Annotated in this window: 12 protein-coding genes; 2 read left to right on the plus strand and 10 right to left on the minus strand. The window is 69.2% G+C overall.

Annotated elements, in window-relative coordinates:
• Positions 1-112 precede the first annotated feature (112 nt).
• Positions 113-1,873, minus strand: coding sequence for an ABC transporter ATP-binding protein (locus ACYQ5L_RS22170; RefSeq protein ID WP_459959818.1), 1,761 nt, complete (start codon positions 1,871-1,873; stop codon positions 113-115).
• Between the two features lie 86 nt (positions 1,874-1,959).
• Here ACYQ5L_RS22170 and ACYQ5L_RS22175 point away from each other — a divergent pair, with 86 nt between their 5' ends.
• Entirely contained in the window at positions 1,960-2,415 is a 456-nt protein-coding gene (locus ACYQ5L_RS22175) for a MarR family winged helix-turn-helix transcriptional regulator (protein ID WP_459959819.1), read from the plus strand.
• Here the strand turns inward: ACYQ5L_RS22175 and ACYQ5L_RS22180 are convergent.
• The 8 genes from ACYQ5L_RS22180 to ACYQ5L_RS22215 form a co-directional block, all read right to left on the minus strand.
• On the minus strand, positions 2,412-3,890 hold the full coding sequence (locus tag ACYQ5L_RS22180) for a serine/threonine-protein kinase (RefSeq protein ID WP_459959821.1): 1,479 nt from the start codon (positions 3,888-3,890) through the stop codon (positions 2,412-2,414). The genes ACYQ5L_RS22175 and ACYQ5L_RS22180 overlap by 4 nt on opposite strands.
• A 2-nt stretch (positions 3,891-3,892) precedes the next feature.
• Positions 3,893-5,113 carry a DUF7373 family lipoprotein gene (locus ACYQ5L_RS22185; protein WP_459959823.1) on the minus strand — a complete coding sequence of 407 codons (1,221 nt, stop codon included), beginning with the start codon at positions 5,111-5,113 and terminating at the stop codon, positions 3,893-3,895.
• A gap of 40 nt (positions 5,114-5,153) precedes the next feature.
• Entirely contained in the window at positions 5,154-6,686 is a 1,533-nt protein-coding gene (locus tag ACYQ5L_RS22190) for a serine/threonine-protein kinase (protein WP_459959824.1), read from the minus strand.
• A gap of 65 nt (positions 6,687-6,751) precedes the next feature.
• Complete coding sequence (locus tag ACYQ5L_RS22195; RefSeq protein ID WP_459959826.1) at positions 6,752-8,236, minus strand: serine/threonine-protein kinase; 1,485 nt, start codon at positions 8,234-8,236, stop codon at positions 6,752-6,754.
• Positions 8,237-8,240: 4 nt separating this feature from the next.
• On the minus strand, positions 8,241-9,485 hold the full coding sequence (locus ACYQ5L_RS22200; protein ID WP_459959828.1) for a DUF7373 family lipoprotein: 1,245 nt from the start codon (positions 9,483-9,485) through the stop codon (positions 8,241-8,243).
• 41 nt (positions 9,486-9,526) lie between these two features.
• Positions 9,527-11,005, minus strand: coding sequence for a serine/threonine-protein kinase (locus tag ACYQ5L_RS22205; RefSeq protein ID WP_459959830.1), 1,479 nt, complete (start codon positions 11,003-11,005; stop codon positions 9,527-9,529).
• A 208-nt stretch (positions 11,006-11,213) separates the two neighbouring features.
• Positions 11,214-11,705: a nuclear transport factor 2 family protein gene (locus ACYQ5L_RS22210; RefSeq protein WP_459959832.1), complete on the minus strand. Its 492-nt coding sequence runs from the start codon at positions 11,703-11,705 to the stop codon at positions 11,214-11,216.
• 11 nt (positions 11,706-11,716) lie between these two features.
• Positions 11,717-12,301: an NADPH-dependent FMN reductase gene (locus ACYQ5L_RS22215; RefSeq protein WP_459959833.1), complete on the minus strand. Its 585-nt coding sequence runs from the start codon at positions 12,299-12,301 to the stop codon at positions 11,717-11,719.
• A gap of 155 nt (positions 12,302-12,456) precedes the next feature.
• Between ACYQ5L_RS22215 and sigJ the strand changes: the two genes are divergently transcribed.
• Positions 12,457-13,347, plus strand: a complete 891-nt coding sequence (sigJ, locus tag ACYQ5L_RS22220; protein ID WP_459959835.1) for an RNA polymerase sigma factor SigJ — start codon at positions 12,457-12,459, stop codon at positions 13,345-13,347.
• 112 nt (positions 13,348-13,459) lie between these two features.
• Here the strand turns inward: sigJ and ACYQ5L_RS22225 are convergent, their stop codons facing one another.
• Positions 13,460-15,424, minus strand: coding sequence for an NB-ARC domain-containing protein (locus tag ACYQ5L_RS22225; RefSeq protein WP_459959836.1), 1,965 nt, complete (start codon positions 15,422-15,424; stop codon positions 13,460-13,462).
• Between the last annotated feature and the right edge of the window lie 258 nt (positions 15,425-15,682).

Here is a 15,682-nt window from a genome sequence, read left to right on the forward strand (position 1 = left end):
GATGCGGCGACCCGCCCAGGGATGCTCGAAACCAATCTCCGGCTACATTCCCGGTATCGGCTGATCCGGTTTTCGCCAGGGCCGCAACCTTCCGGTTGCGGCCCTTGTCATCTCAGGCGACTGCCACCAGTTCGTCACGGGCGAGCAGATCGGCATAGGCGCCGTTACGGTCCAGCAACTCGGCATGGGTGCCGCGTTCGAGCACGCGGCCGCGGTCGAGGACCACGATCTGGTCGGCGTCGCGGATGGTCGAGAGGCGATGCGCGATGGTGATGGTGGTGCGCCCGGCCGACAGGGCGTCGATGGCGTCCTGGACCTCGCGTTCGGTGCGGGTGTCCAGGGCGCTGGTGGCCTCGTCGAGGACCAGGATCGGCGGGTTGCGCAGGATGGCGCGGGCCACGGCCAGGCGCTGTTTCTCACCGCCGGAGAAGCGGTAGCCGCGTTCGCCGACCAGGGTGTCGTAGCCGTTGGGCAGTCCGGTGATGTGGTCGTGGATCTGGGCGGCGCGGGCCGCGGCGCGCAGTTCCTCGTCTGTCGCATCGGGTTTGGCGAAGCGCAGATTGTCGGCCACCGAGGCGTGGAAGAGGTAGGTCTCCTGGGAGACCACCCCGACCGTCGCGGCAAGGTCGGCGAAACTCAGGTCGCGGACATCGATTCCGTCGATGGTGACGCGGCCGGAGGCGGCGTCGTAGAGGCGGGCCACCAGATAGCCGAGAGTGGTCTTGCCGGAACCGGTTTCGCCGACAATGGCCAGGCTCGACCCGGCGGGCACCTCGATATCGATATCGCGCAGGATATCCCGATCGGCGGGGTCGTAGGCGAAGCCGACCTGCTCGAACCGCACCGCGCCCGTGACACCGCCGGCGGGCAGTGCGACCGGCTTCGCCGGTTCGGCGATATCCGGTCGCAGATCCAGGTATTCGAAGATGCGGCCGAACAGGGCCAGCGAACTCTGCACCTCGACGCCGGTGGACAGCAGCATGACCGCCGGGCGCAGCAGTCCGGCCTGCAGGGTGGTGAACGCGACCAGCGTGCCGAGCGAGACGAGCGGTGTGCCGGCGGCGGAGGTGAGGCCGGCGGCCCAGTAGACGATGGCGGGCATGGCCGCCATGACGATGGAGATGGTGGATTGCCGCCAGCGCCCGGCCATATTGGAGCGGATCTCCAGGTCCACCAGATCGCGTGATTCGCGGGCGAAGTCCTCGACCAGCGCCGGGGAACGGCCCATGGTGCGGCCCAGGAGGATTCCGCTCACCGACAGCGATTCCTCGACGATCGCCGACATGGACGCGAGCTGTTTCTGCCGCTCGCCGGTGATCTGCCGCCGCTCGGAACCGACCCGGCGGCTGATCCACACGAATACCGGCAGCATGGTCAGCGATACCAGCGTCAACCGCCAATCCAGCGCGACCATCGCGATCAGCGCGGCCAGTACGGAGGTGAAGTTGGCGACCAGGGACGTCGCGACCGAGGTGACCGTGGACTGCATTCCGCCGATGTCATTGGCGATGCGCGATTGCACCTCGCCGGTGCGGGTGCCGGTGAAGAACGCGAGCGGCATGGATTGCAGCCGCTCATAGACCGCGGTGCGCAGATCGTGCATGACCCGCTGCCCCACCGATGTCGACAAATAGGTCTGCCACACACTGAACACCGAGGTCAGCGCCGCGACCGCGATCATGCCCAGCGCGAGCAGGCTCAGCAGTCCGGTGCGCCCGTGCGGCAGCGCGTCGTCCAGAATGCCCCGCAGCATGAACGGCGAGGCCAACCCCACGATCGAGGACAGCGCGACCAGCGCGCCCACCACGGCGAGCCGGCCTCGATAGGGATGAAACAGCCGGATGATCCGGCGAAGTTCGGATCGGGCAGCCATAGGCGCCTCCCTTCCTTCGGCAATACGCCCTATAACTGAGCCTGACTCATAATTGTTCCCAAGAACAATGACCTATGCTCAGAAACATGGACGAGGCCCCCGAGAGCGACCTACCCGAACTGTTCCTGCGCGCCGCCCGCCGCATTCGCCGCACCCAGTCCGCCGACCTCGCCCCCCTGGGCCTCACCCCCGGCCAGGCCCGGGCCCTCCGCGTCCTCGCCCGCGCCGCCCAACCGCTGCGCATGTCCGCCCTCGCCGACCGCCTCGGCATAGTCCCCCGCTCCGTCACCACCGTCGTCGACGCCTTGGAGTCCGCCGGCCTGGTCACCCGCACCGTGGACCCCGCCAACCGCCGCGCCACCCTGGTCGCTCCGACCGACTCCGGCCACGCCGTCCTCACCCGCATGTCGGCCGCCCGCCGCCGCGCCGCCCGGGACCTGTTCGCCACCCTGTCCCCGGAACGCCGGGAAACCCTGCGCGCCATCCTCGCCGAACTCGACGCCGCGAATACCGCCGCGCCCCAATCGGATAGCCCCTCCTAGATCGGTGCGACGGCGAACCAGCGATCCACCAGTTCGCGGGCCGGGGACGAGCCTTTCCCCACCACCTGGATCATGCAGAAATTGCGCTCGGCATCGTCGAATTGGACGCTCAAACCCGTCACCGCCGTGCCCTGGTAATCGGTACCGCTCCACCAGGTGATCCGCCCTTCCCCCGTCCCGCGTTTCCAGGACTCCGTCCCTTCGATGGACACCGACGGATCGGGCTCCGTGACGATCACGCTCCGATCCGAATTGCAGCGCACCAAGAACGTCTGCACGGGGTCCCCATCGCCGCGACAGCCCAAGGTGGCGACCGATCCCACCGCCGCCCACGGATCGAGGTCTCCCGAGCCGGTTTCGGACGGTACACACCTGGTCCCTTGAAAGCCGCTCGAAATGGGGCTCGACGGCAGCAGCGAGGGGAACGTTTCGACGACGAAGTCGTAGTTTCCCCACGTCACCGGGTTCACCGGAGTGGTCACGACCAGGGAGTCCGTCAGGTCCGCGTCGCCGACCGACCTCGTGTTCGCCATGACGAAACCCACCGCGACAGCCGCCACCGCGGCCACCGGGAGAGCGGCCGCCACCCACCGCCGCCGGCGATTCCGTCGCACGCGCGATGGTTCCCCGGTCGCGAACGCCGCCAACGCCGCCCGCGCGAGTGCCCCGCACGAGTCGAAACGGTCCGCCGGCTCCTTCGACATCGCCTGCGCGATCACATCGTCGATCGCCGCCGGCAACCGCGGGTCGGCCGCGGAAGCCCGGGGCGGCGGATCCTGCAGATGCGCCACCAGTACTTCCACATCGGTGCGACGCGGAAAGGGTTTCAACCCGGTCAGCAGCTCGTACAGCGCGCACCCCAGGGCGTACACATCCACCCGGTGATCCAGCGGCCGCGCTTCGATTTGTTCCGGTGCGGCATATGCCAGGGTCGCCACCACCGTTCCGGGCCGGGTCAGCGTGGTCTGGTGGGCCACGGTTCGCGCAATGCCGAAGTCCGAGACATACACCCGGTCGGGCCGCCCCGGCTGCGACTCGATCAGGAAGTTGGCGGGCTTGACATCCCGGTGCAGCATTCCGGCGCGATGCGCCTCATCCAGTCCGCCGGCCACCTGCACCACGATGTCCAGCGCCACATCGGGCGGCAAGCCGCCGGGTGTCCGGCGCAGTAGCGCGGCGGCATCGGGTCCGTCCACGAATTCCATTGCTATCCAGAGGCATCCGCCCTCGATTCCGCGATCCCATACCGCCACGACATTCGGGTGATCGAGCTGGGCCGCCAACTCGGCCTCTCGCCCGAATCGCGAACGATATTCCGGGTCCGCGCCCAGCGAATCCGGCAGCACCTTCAATGCGACGTAGCGCGGCAATCGCGGATGCCTGGCCAGATACACCGCCCCCATTCCACCGCGGCCCAGCAGGCGCTCGATGTGAAAGCCGGCGAACAGCGTCCCGGGGAGCAACTCATCGGGCACGGTCAGCCGCCGTTGACCAGCAGCCCGTACTGCGCTGCCACCCGCTGCTGTGCTGCCTTCAGATCACGCATCAGGAGTGTGGCCATATAGCGCCCATACAGGACTCTGCACATATATCGCAGAGTCTCCACGCCGGCGGTCTCGACACAGAAGGCATCGGGGACACCCGGCGGGCTCTCGGCGCTTCGCTCCGATTCATTCAGTTCACTGTTGCGCTTGGCCTCCAGCCAGGCCGCGCGGGCGGCGGCGGGATTCGAGTATCGCGTGAGGGAATCGCGGATGTGCACCGCCACGTACTCCACCTGCCGGTTCGTCAGGCTACGTCCCGACCACAGCGACGCACCGCGGGGCCCGAACACCACACCGGAGGCGCTCATCGCCGCGTTCCATCCGGCATTCTCGTCGAGGGTGTTGGCGACCACCGCGGGATACGACCACCGCCCCGGAGATTCCGGCACCAGACGGCTGATCATCCCCTCCCGATCCAGCGGCAGTGTGGCCAGTTGATCCAACGGGGTGGGCGCGAAGTCACGCAACCGCGCCAGTTGCCTGGTGAACGCACTACTCGCCATGGCCGTGAGCACGCCCGGATCGGTCGAGGTATGACCGGCCAGCACACTCACCACGTAGGTGTCGAGCGCGATGGTGGCCGCAAGCGTCGGCACCGCGGGGCGCCAATGTGCGTGCGCGTCAGCATGTCCCGGAATCTGCACCGGCACGTTCTCCGGACTCACAGCGGCGTCGGTGCCATCGATGTCCCGCGCCGCCCGAGCGGCGGCCTCGGCATTCGGAAACCGGAGCACGATAACCGTCAGCACCCGCGCTTTGCCGACCTCGAAATCGTTCGCGGCCTCGGTCTGGGTGATCGCGCAGCCGGCCACCAGACCCTCACGCTCCAATACCGGGCGTGTCGCTTCGGCGAGCAGCATTCGTGCCTTGATCGGTGTCGGCAACGGGTTCACCGCCCGGCCCGCGATCGGAAAGATCAGTTCGGGAATCACTTCCGCCGGATCGATGAGCGCGTCCGCCATTCGCACCGATTCGACCACGCGACCGTACTGCTCGTTTCCGTCGGGCGCGGCGAGCGGCTGCACACTGTAGCCGCCCACATCGAGCGTCGTGGGGTCCGGATGCGCCGGGACCGGATTGCCCTCGATCGTGCAACTGGTGACGGCGGCCAGCGCGACGGTCAGCAGCAGAACAGCGGCGCGAACACCGTGCATCGAACCGGTCATACTCGCCCATTTCCCCGGACGGCCACATTCACAGCGGCGCGTTCGGCCACCATTTCGTTTTGAGTTCGGCTCCGGAGGCGCCCGCGCCGACCACCCGCATCCAGCAGAAGTTTCGGTTCGCATCGTCGAAGTACACGTCGAGTATGCCGATGTTCAGACCCGAGAGCGCGCCCGAGTCCTCTTCTGGCAGACGCTCTTTGCCCCAGAACAGCCGGCCGCTGCCCGACGGTCGCCGCCAGGGCTCGTTTCCCTCTACCAGGGCCACCGGCACTCCGGGCGCGATGGCGGAGCGGTCGGTATTGCAGGTGATCGTCACCGACCACACCGGATCCGTATCGCCGAGGCAGACCAGCTGTGGCGATGCGATGGACCGGCCGAAGGAAACCACCTCCGAGTCCGGCCCATGAACTTGGCAGAAGCCCAGCTCTTGATACCCGACGGATAACGGGTTGGGCGGCAACAGATCCGGGAATGCTTCGGCGATGAACGCCACCTCTCCCCACTCCGCCGGTTCGGTGGTGCCGGTCCGCGGCGCATTCGATCGCACCGGATCCGGCGCCGGATCACGCGGATTCATGGCGAAGATCACCCCCGTAGCCGCCACCGCGACCAACAGCGCGACGACCGGTATTCGTCCTCGCTTCCATCGCCTCGGTGGTCCGGCGACCTCACCACCGGACAGTGCCACTCGCGCGGCCGCCGCGAGTTCCCCGCAGCCGGCGAACCGATGCGCCGGATTCTTGGCCATGGCCCGCGCGATGACAGCATCGAAGCCCTTCGGCAGCTGTGCATCTCGCGCAGACGGTCGTGGCGGCGGCTCGTTGAGGTGGGCGTACATGACCGCGCCCAGGGTGTCCCTGGGAAACGGCGGCGAACCGGTGAGCAGGTGGTAGAGCGTGCACCCGAGCGAATACACATCGGCCCGGTGATCGATGCGCCCGCCACGCAACAGCTCCGGAGCCGCGTACGCGAGCGTCCCCGTCACTCCGCTGGTTCGGGCGTCGACCGTCGAAGTCGCCACCGAGTGCGCGATTCCGAAATCGGTGATGAACACCCGATCCGGTCCGCCGACCTGCTCGGCGACCAGAATGTTGGCGGGTTTCACATCCCGGTGCAGAAGCCCGGCTCGATGGATCTCGTCCAGTCCCTGTGCCGCTTCGGTAATGAGGTGTACGACCCGCTCGATCCCCAGCGCCGCTCGTCCGCGCCGGATCAACGCGGCCAGGTCGACGCCGTCCACGTAACGCATGGCAATCCAGAGCAGATCGCCCTCCTCGCCCCGGTCGCGAACCGTCACCAGATTCGGATGGTCCAGCCGCGCAGCGGCTTCCGCCTCCCGCAGAAACCGCTCCCGGAACTCCGGATCCCGCCCGCGCCCGTCCGCGAGCACCTTCAGCGCATCCTTGCGCGGCAGTCGCGGATGCTGCGCCAAGTACACGGTGCCCATCCCACCGGCACCCAGCTTGCGCTCGATGCGATACCCCGCGAATGCCCTACCCTCGGCGAAGTCCACGTGCTCCTCCCCGGATTCGGCCGGATCCTCACCGTACGCCGCAGGCACGCGACCGAGGCTTTCATTCGCTCAGCGCCGAAAGGTGCATGCACACGGCATCTTCCGGGCATCCGCTAGAGCGGAGCGGTCGGCCACCAGCGGTCCCGCAGGTCCTGCCCGGAGGCGCCGCCCCAGACCAGGAGCCGGCAGAAATTGCGCGCCGGATCGTCGAATTGGATCTGCAGAAAACCCTCGGCCGGTGTCTGGGCGGTATCCGCCCAGATCAGGCGCCCGCGACCGGAGGGACGCTCCCACTGCTCGTCACCGGTCACGGTGATGTCCACGATGGTGCCGATGGTCGCCGGGCTCCGGTCGGTATTGCACACGACCGCGAGCTGGTCGAGCGGATTGCCATTGCCCCGGCAGGTCAGCCGCGTGGTGGCGCCCAGCGGTGTGGCGGGATCGACCTGGCGCAATTCGGAGTCCACCGCCCAGCAGCGAACGCCCTGGTATCCGCTCGCGGTGGGGCCGGCGGGCAGCAGTGCCGGGAACGCCTGTGCCACATAACCGTAATTTCCCCAGGTCACCGGACTAGCACTCGGCGTGGTCGGGGCGTTCGCCACGGTCGGGCCCGCCGGTGCGCCACCGGAATTCCGGTTCAGGACCAGCAGCAGGCTCGCCGCGGCCAGCGCTGCCACGGCGGCAATGGCCACGGCGGCCCGAGCGCGCCGCCGGGGCCGTGCGGCCGGGCGGGCAGGGGACTGTTCGGGCGCCGTCTGCCCACTGAGCGCGGCGGCGGCAGCGGCGGCGAGCTCACCGCAGGACGCGTAGCGGTGCCCGGGATCCTTGGCCAGCGCCCGCGCCACCACCGCGTCGAAGGCGGGGGCGAGTCCGGGATTGCGGTCGCTGACTCGTGGCGGCGGATCGGCCAGATGCGCGTGCATGACCGCGGCCAAGGTGGGGCGCGGGAACGGTTTGCCGCCGGTCAGCAGCTCATAGAGGGTACAACCCAGCGCATACACATCGGCGCGCTGATCGATGGCCGCGCCGGTGAGCTGTTCGGGCGCCGCATAGGCCACGGTCGCCAGTACCGCGCCCGCCTCGGTCAGCACGGTGGCGCCCGCGGCGGCCTTGGCGATGCCGAAATCGGTGAGGTAGACCCGATCCGGTCCCGCCGCAACCGGTTCCAGCATCAGATTGGCCGGTTTGACATCGCGGTGCAGGATTCCGGCGCGATGCGCGGTATCGAGTCCGCACGCCGCCTCGGTCACGATGTGCACCGCCGCCGGCGCCGGGATCCCGCCGGGGTTGCGGCGAATCAGCGCGGCGGCATCGCCGCCATGGACGAATTGCATGGCGAGCCAGGGCTGTTCACCCTCGATGCCGCGGTCGCGCACCGCGACGATATTCGGATGATCCAGCCCGGCAACCAGTTCCGACTCACGGAAGAACCGCGCCCGGTACTCCGCGTCGGACCGCGCCGACAGCACCTTCAGGGCATCGTGGCGGGGCAGGCGGGGATGGGCGGCAAGATAGACCGTGCCCATACCGCCGCTGCCGAGGACGCGGTCGATGCGGTATCCGGCGAATACCGTCCCCGGTCTCAGTGGCGCCTCCACCGGCTTATTCGCTGTTCACCAGCAGCCCGTACTGGGCGGCGGTCTTGTGATGCAGGTTGGTCAGGTCGCGGGCGAGAACCGTTGCCACATAACGCCCGTAGATCACCCGGCAACTGTATTTCGTCAGGCTCCAGAAGTCCGGTGAGGGTGATTCCCAGCACCAGACGTCCGGCACGCCCGCGGGGGCCGCCACCGCGCGCACCGACATGTCCGCCATCCGCGCGGGCGTGCCGGCGAACCAGCGGCGCGCGATGGCGGCGCTCGGAAACCGGTGCAGGGCGTTGAACCCGTTGTAGACGAGCAGATCCGGCGGCGTATCGGTGTTCCGGCGCCCACCCCAGAGCCAGGCGCCGCGCGGGCCGTAGGCCACTCCCGAAGCGCTGATCAAGGAATCCCATCCGGCGTTCAGCTGCTGAGAGTGGACAACCACCGCCGGATACGGCCAACGGCCGGGAGCCTCCGGCACCGTGCGCCGGATCATGCCGTGCGGGTCCAGCGGCAGCGTCGCGAGTTGCTCGCGCGGGGTCGGCGCGAAATCTCGCAGCCGGGTGATCTGGGCCGCGAAAGCGGCGCGAGCGAGTCCGGTCAGGACCGTGAGGTCGGTGGCGGTGTGACCGGCGATCACGCTGATGGCGTAGACATCGTGGGCGACGGTGGCCGCGAGCGTCGGCACGCTCGGGCGCCAATGCGCCCGAGCGGCAGGGTGATCCGGAATCGTGACGCCGATATTGTCCGGGCTCACCGCGGCGTCGACCGCATCGATGTCGGCGGCCGCGCGTTGCGCCGCATCGGAATCCGGGAAGCGCAGCACGATCACGGTCAGCACGCGGGCCCGACCGGGCTCCGGGGCCTGCTCCCCGGCCCGGTCGGAGGCGCCCACGGCGACTCCGGCCAGCATGCCGTGGCGTTCCAGGACCGCCCGGACCGGCTGAGCCAGCAGAATAGCGGCCTTCTGCGGTGTCGGCAGCGGCATGATGTCGGACAGACCCGCCGGCTCGGTGAGCGTGCGGTCGGCCTCGGCCGGATCCATCATCGCCTCGGCCATCCGCACCGATTCCAGGATCCGGCCGTATGCCTCGCTGCCGCTGGGTGTTTCGAAGGGTATGGCGCTGTAGTCACCGGTCTCCAGGGTGGACGGATCCGGATAGTGCGGGGTCGGATCTCCGGTCACCGTGCACGCGGCGAGCAGGGCCGCGGCCAGTGCGGCCAGGCCCAGGCGGCGGGCCTTGTCGGGGAATTGCGGCGTCACTTCGGTTCTCCGGGAGCTGATCTGGTCCAGGGCGGCAGCGGTCACAGTGGGGCGTCGGTCCACCAGAGGTCCCGCAGCGCGGCGCCGGTCGTGGTTTCGCCATGGACCCGCATCCAGCAGAAGTTGCGATCCGGCTCGTTGAAGATCACGTCGAGCACGCCCAGGCTGCGATGGTTCAAGCGTGGGTGACCGGCGTCTTCCAGTGTGTCGACGCCCCAGTAGAGCCGGCCCGAACCCGATGGGCGCGACCAGCTCTCGTCACCTTCGGGGCGGGCGAGGGAACGCGCCGGGATAATGGGCGTACGGTCGGCATTGCAGATGACCTCCAATGTCTGCACCGGGTCGAGATTCCCGAGGCAGAACAATCTGGCCACCGCGACAGGGCGGTCGGGGTCGATCTCGCGTTTCCGCTCGTCCTGTGGCACGCAGAAGGCCAGTTCCCGATATCCGGCGCTCATCGGCGTCGGCGGCAGCAGGTCCGGAAATGTCTGTGCGACATAGGCATACGCACCCCACTGGGCGGCGTCGACGGTGCCGGAGATCGGGCGCTGCACGGCCGCCGCCGGTGCGGGTTCCGCATCGCGCAGTCCGGTGAGCGCCGCGGCCACCAGCACCGCCGCCAGCGCCGCCGCCGCGGCGGCGAGCACGCGGGGCCGGCGCCACCGGCCCGGCGGGCGCCGACCGATCAGCGCCGCCTGGGCGGCCGCGGCCAGCGCCCCGCAGCCGGAGTACCGGTCCGCGGGGCGCTTGGCCATGGCTGTGGCGATCACGGTGTCGAACCCCGCCGGTAGCCGCGGATTCCGCTGGGACGGCGGCGGAACCCGGTCGTGCAGGTGCGCGTACATGATCGCGCCCGGATTCTCGCGCGGGAACGGCACCGAACCGGTGAGCATCTGATACAGCGTGCAGCCCAGCGCGTACACATCGGCGCGCCGGTCGACCGCGCCCCCGCTGATCTGCTCGGGCGCGGCGTAGGCGAGGGTGGCGGTGACCGATCCGGCGTCGGCCAGCGTGGTGGAATCATCCTCCGGGCGGGCGATGCCGAAATCGGTTACCAGCACCCGTTCCGGGCCGCCGGCCTGCGGAGCGACGAGCAGGTTGGCCGGTTTCACATCGCGGTGCAGCAATCCCGCCCGGTGGATCTCGTCGAGACCGCGCGCGGCCTCGGTGAGAATGTGCACCGCCCGCGCGGGATCCAGCCCGGCCGGGGACGCGTCGAGGATCCGGGACAGGTCGGGGCCGTCGACGTATTGCATGGCGATCCACAAATGACCGTCCTGCTCGCCCCGATCCAGGACCGACACCAGATTCGGATGCTGCAACCGCGCCGCCAGCTCGGCTTCCCGCAGGAATCGCGCCCGGAAATCCGCGCTCCCGCCGCGCCCGTCCGGCAACAGCTTCAGCGCGTCCTCGCGCGGAAGCCGTGGATGCCGGGCCAGGAATACCGTGCCCATCCCGCCCACGCCCAGCGTGCGCACGATGCGATAGCCCGCAAAGGTCGTGCCCTCGGGAATCTGCATCGCCCCTCCCCAAGTTCAACCGAACAGCAACTGCCAAGCAAACGAAAGCCCTTGTGGTGCAGTGCTTACGGCGCGACTGTAACAGCGCGTTTGAAAACAGACCAGCGGAAATGAAAGGCGGGGCGGATTGCAGCCGTCCTGCGCGGCAGGGCGCGCTTTCCGGATGCGGGCGTGCCCCTGCGGTTTCCGGTCTACAGGCTGTGCGCGATCACCCGTGTTGTTGCACGGCGTCGATGTCCACGCCCGCGCCGTCCGCTCCCGGCGGGGAGCCCGGCAGCGGCGAGTTGTCGAGGTAGCGGATCTCGTAGACGCGTTCGGTGAACTTCCAGCCGTCGGCGGTGCGGCGGTAGCGGTCGTGGTAGATGGCGTAGTTCAGATGCGAGCTGCCGTTGCGCAATCGGCCGAACTCGCAGATGTGGGCGCGGCCGGCGGCGGTGTCGCCGTCGATGGTGGTCGTACCGGGGTGGGTGTGCTGGACGAAGTAGTCCCAGGCGTCCTGCATGCGGCGCATGCCGGGCTCGAATTGCGCGCGGCCGGCCACTTCGATGCCGGCGTCGGGAATGCGCAGGACGGCGTCGTCGGTGAACAGCGTGGCCAGGCGGTGGAAGTCGTGCATCATCACCGCGTCGGTGAATTGCGCGCAGAGGGCTTCGATTTCGAGGCGGTCGGTGAGAGCGCGGAGGTCGGGGGAAGCGGACATGATCGGGTCCTTCAGGAATTGACGAGGGTGGTTTCGGCGGGCTGCCGCAGTGGCGCGAGGGCGCCGCTCCAGGACACGACCCCGTCCAGCATGGTGTTCAGGGCCTTGGCGTGGTGTTCGCCCGGCTGGAAGTCGGTGTGGTTCACGAAATCGGTGAGCAGCGAGATGACGACCGGGTAGCCGACCACGGCCATCCCCAGGCCGCAGCAGACCGGGCGCAAATGCTCCACCGCGCGGACGCCGCCGTTCACGCCGTAGGAAACGAATCCGACCGCCTTATTTCTCCACTCGGCGAAGGCGTGGTCGAGGGCGTTCTTCAGCACGCCCGGAGCGCCGAAGTTGTATTCGGGGGTCACGACGACGAAGCCGTCCAACGGCGCCAGCCGCTCGGCCCAGGCGCGCGTGTGCTCGTGGACGGACGGGCCGAACATCGGCGGCACCGCCTCGTCCAGATGCGGGAGCGGGTGCTCGCGCAGGTCGATCAGCTCGAACTCGGCGTCGCCGCGCTGCGCTGCCGCTTCCAGAGCCCATTGCGCGACCTGCGGCCCCTTGCGATTGGGCCGGGTGCTGCCGAGGATGATGCCGATTCTGGTCATGGTCGAAACTCCTACGCTTCCGAATGTGTGACACCTTTCCGACGACACAGCCGATCGGAATGTCAGGCCGCCTCGCACGTGCCGGGACGCCTCACACTTCGGCTCCCTGTTTCGTCGATAGGGATGAGGCCGCATCGACCGAAGGAGCCGACACCATGACCGACCCGCAGCTGAGCGCGGTGATCAGCGAACGCCGGCAACTGCTCAACCTCGCCTACCGGCTGCTCGGCTCCCTGGCCGAGGCCGAGGACGTGGTGCAGGAGACCTACAGCCGCTGGTACGCGCTCTCCGACCGGCAGCGCGAGGACGTGACCGCACCGGGCGCCTGGCTCACCACGGTGGCCAGCCGCATCTGCCTCGACCTGCTCGGCTCCGCCCGCGCCCGGCGCGAACGCTATGTCGGCGAATGGATTCCGGAACCGGTGCCCGACCGCTCCGAATGGCTCAGCGGTCCCGTCCCCGCCGATCCGGCCGACCGCGTGACCCTCGACGAGTCGATCAGCATGGCCTTCCTCGTCGTCCTGGACTCCATGACCCCCGCCGAACGCGTCGCCTTCGTGCTGCACGACGTCTTCCGCTACTCCTTCGCCGAAGTCGCCGATATCGTCGGCCGCACCCCCGCCGCCTGCCGCCAGCTCGCCTCCAGCGCCCGCCGCCGCATCCGCACCGCCGACGCCCCCTCCGCCACGCATCGCGCCGATATCGTCCGCGGTTTCAAAGAAGCTTGGGACACAAGGGATATCGCGGCCCTCATCGGCCTGCTCGACCCCCAGGCGATCGCCACCGCCGACAGCGGCGGCCTGGTCCCCGCCTTCCGCGACCCCATCACCGGCGCCGAGAACATCGCCGGCGCCTGGATGGAAATCGCCGCCCAGCGCTCCGGAGTCGCCCTCCTCGAACGCACCGTGAACGGCCAGCCCGGCCTGGTAGCCGAGCTGGCCGGGGAGGTGGTCGCGGTCTACGCGTTCGATTTCGCCGACGACCGCATCACCCGCATCTGGGTGATCCGCAACCCGGAGAAACTCCGTCCCTGGACGGCGCACTGAGTACCGCGCGAGCTTCGACGATTCCGCGCGCGACACCTGCACCGCACCCGCGCCGAGTTCGCTCACGACCCGTGGCCATGAGCATTCGAACTGCGTTGCGCACAAGAAGGATTCACGGGAGGTAGTCGATCGTGTGGGCGCCGGCTCCACCGGTGACGCACAGCCTCGTCATATCGGGATGCCACGCGATGCCGACCACGGGGCCGGGAAAGCGCAGGGCGCAACGGCAGGAACCGTCCGCCACTCCCCAGATGCGCACCGTTCCGTCGGTGCTCGCGGTGGCGCGCAGCGTTCCGTCCGGGGAGAACGCACAGCTGGTCACCTCGCCGAGGTGCCCGGCCGAGCCCGAGGCATCACCGAGTGCGGCGGCGGGTGGCCGGGTGGCCGCCGGTGCTGCCAGCTCCAGCCGTGGTCGCGGCAGGGACGCACGGTAGCGGTCGACGATCTCGTCGAGTCCGGTGACGCCGCGCAGCCAACTGGCCAGGGTTGCGCCGAGCGCGGCCGGCGGGTCGATCGGGCCGAGCAGGTGCCCGATCCGGTGCAGCGCTTCCCGCAATGCGTTCGTGGTGGGCGTATCCACAAGTGCCAGATCGGCTTCCACGCTCACCGCCGAACCGAATCTGCGAGCCTTCGCTTCGGTCCACCGCAGATCGCGCAGTAGCGCCACGAGCAGATCGTCTCGCCGCGCGTGATGCAGGTGGTAGGGCAGGTACCGCCACAGATAGTCGATATTCGCGGGCAGCAGCCACCACGGTTGGGGCGCTCCGGGCCCGTGCGCGGGGAGTTGGGTGGAGACTGCGTCGACCAACTGGGCATGGGCGGCAGCCTGTTCGGTGGTGGTGCGGCGCGTGCGCAGGTGCGCGCGCACGACATCGTGCACGACCAGTCGCGGGCCCGGCGGGTCGAGGCGGTAGTCGCTGACCAAGCCCAGGCTCGCCAGTTCTTCGCAGGTCGACTCGACTTCCCCGCCGGTCCACAACAGGCGGAGCACGGTCAGTGGGATGTCGACGTCCTCGGGGAAGATCGCCAGGTCGAGGCAGCGTTCGCGGTCGGCGGGCGTCAGCAGGGCCAGGCTGGCTTGCACCGTTGCGGCGACCGCGCGGCCGCGGTCGTCGGCGCGGGCGGGATCGAAGGCCGCCGGGCCCTCGACCGACAGGCGGTAGGTGATGTCCTCGGCCGCGAGTTCGGCAGGCTGCCCGCGCGCTATCCGCCGGCGTAGTGCGGCGTTGACCAGGTTCAGCAGCACCGGCCAGCGGCCGGCCAGATTCGCAAGCCGCGCAATCTGTTCCGAGGAGAGGCCGGTTACGCCGTCGGCGATCAGCTGCTGCGCCTGCACCTGCGACATCACATCGACGCAGATGCGGCCACTGGTGGGCGGAAGCAGATCGGGGATGCGGGTGGTGACCAGCCGGGTGCAGTCGCGCCCGCCGAAGCGGAAGGGGCGCAGCTGGCAGTCTTCCCACACATCATCGACCACCAGCAGCACCGGGTGGCCCGTGTCGAGTTGCCGGCCCAGTTCGGCACCGGCCGCGTCCGGATCCGACAGCATCGGTCGTTCCCCGCCGGCCAGGGTCGCGGTCAGGTCGTTGATTCGTGCGGCCAGGTCCGCGCCCCGCGCCTCCTGCCCGACGGTGACCCACAACAGTCCGCCCGGGTACCGGCGCTCGACCTCCGGCCGGTGGCACACCCAGGTCGCCAAGCGGGTTTTGCCGAGGCCGCCCGCACCGTGCAGCCCGGTGCTCAGACCCACCTCGGACACTCCCGGTGTGGTCAATGCCGCCAGCAGCCGCTCCCCCAGCTCGGGGCGCTCGATCATCCGGTCCAGCGGCGGCGCCATCCATGGCCGCCGCCGCTCGGGCTGTGCTGTTTGCGCCGAACGGGTCTCGACCACCAGCAGCACCAGACCGAGCGCCGAGACCGGCAGGGCGAGGATATTCGCCCATCCCGCAACCTTGTTCACGTCGCCGGTCGCTACCGCCCAGACCGGCAAGGCCACCAGGAGAATTGCCATGGCCGTGCCGAGCAGGATCCACCCCAGCCGAATGCGCCACGACTCGCCGGTGCGCCGCCTACGCATGCCTCTATGGTCACACCAACTGCGACAGCCACCAACAGGTTTCGGCTGCTCGCGGGCACCGCCCCCGGACGCGGCGAGCACCGCTGGCCGGGCGACGGCGCTCGGCGGCGGCCCGCGGGGCTCGGCAGACTGCTGACGCGCGGCGAATGCTCAGGAAGACCGTGGTGGGTGGCGGCGTCGAACAGGTAGGTCTCCACCGGGCCCTGACCGCTGTATTCGGGTGTGGCAGTGGACAACAACGGCCCCTTGCGCCGAGAC

This window comes from Nocardia sp. IFM 10818, assembly GCF_054655275.1.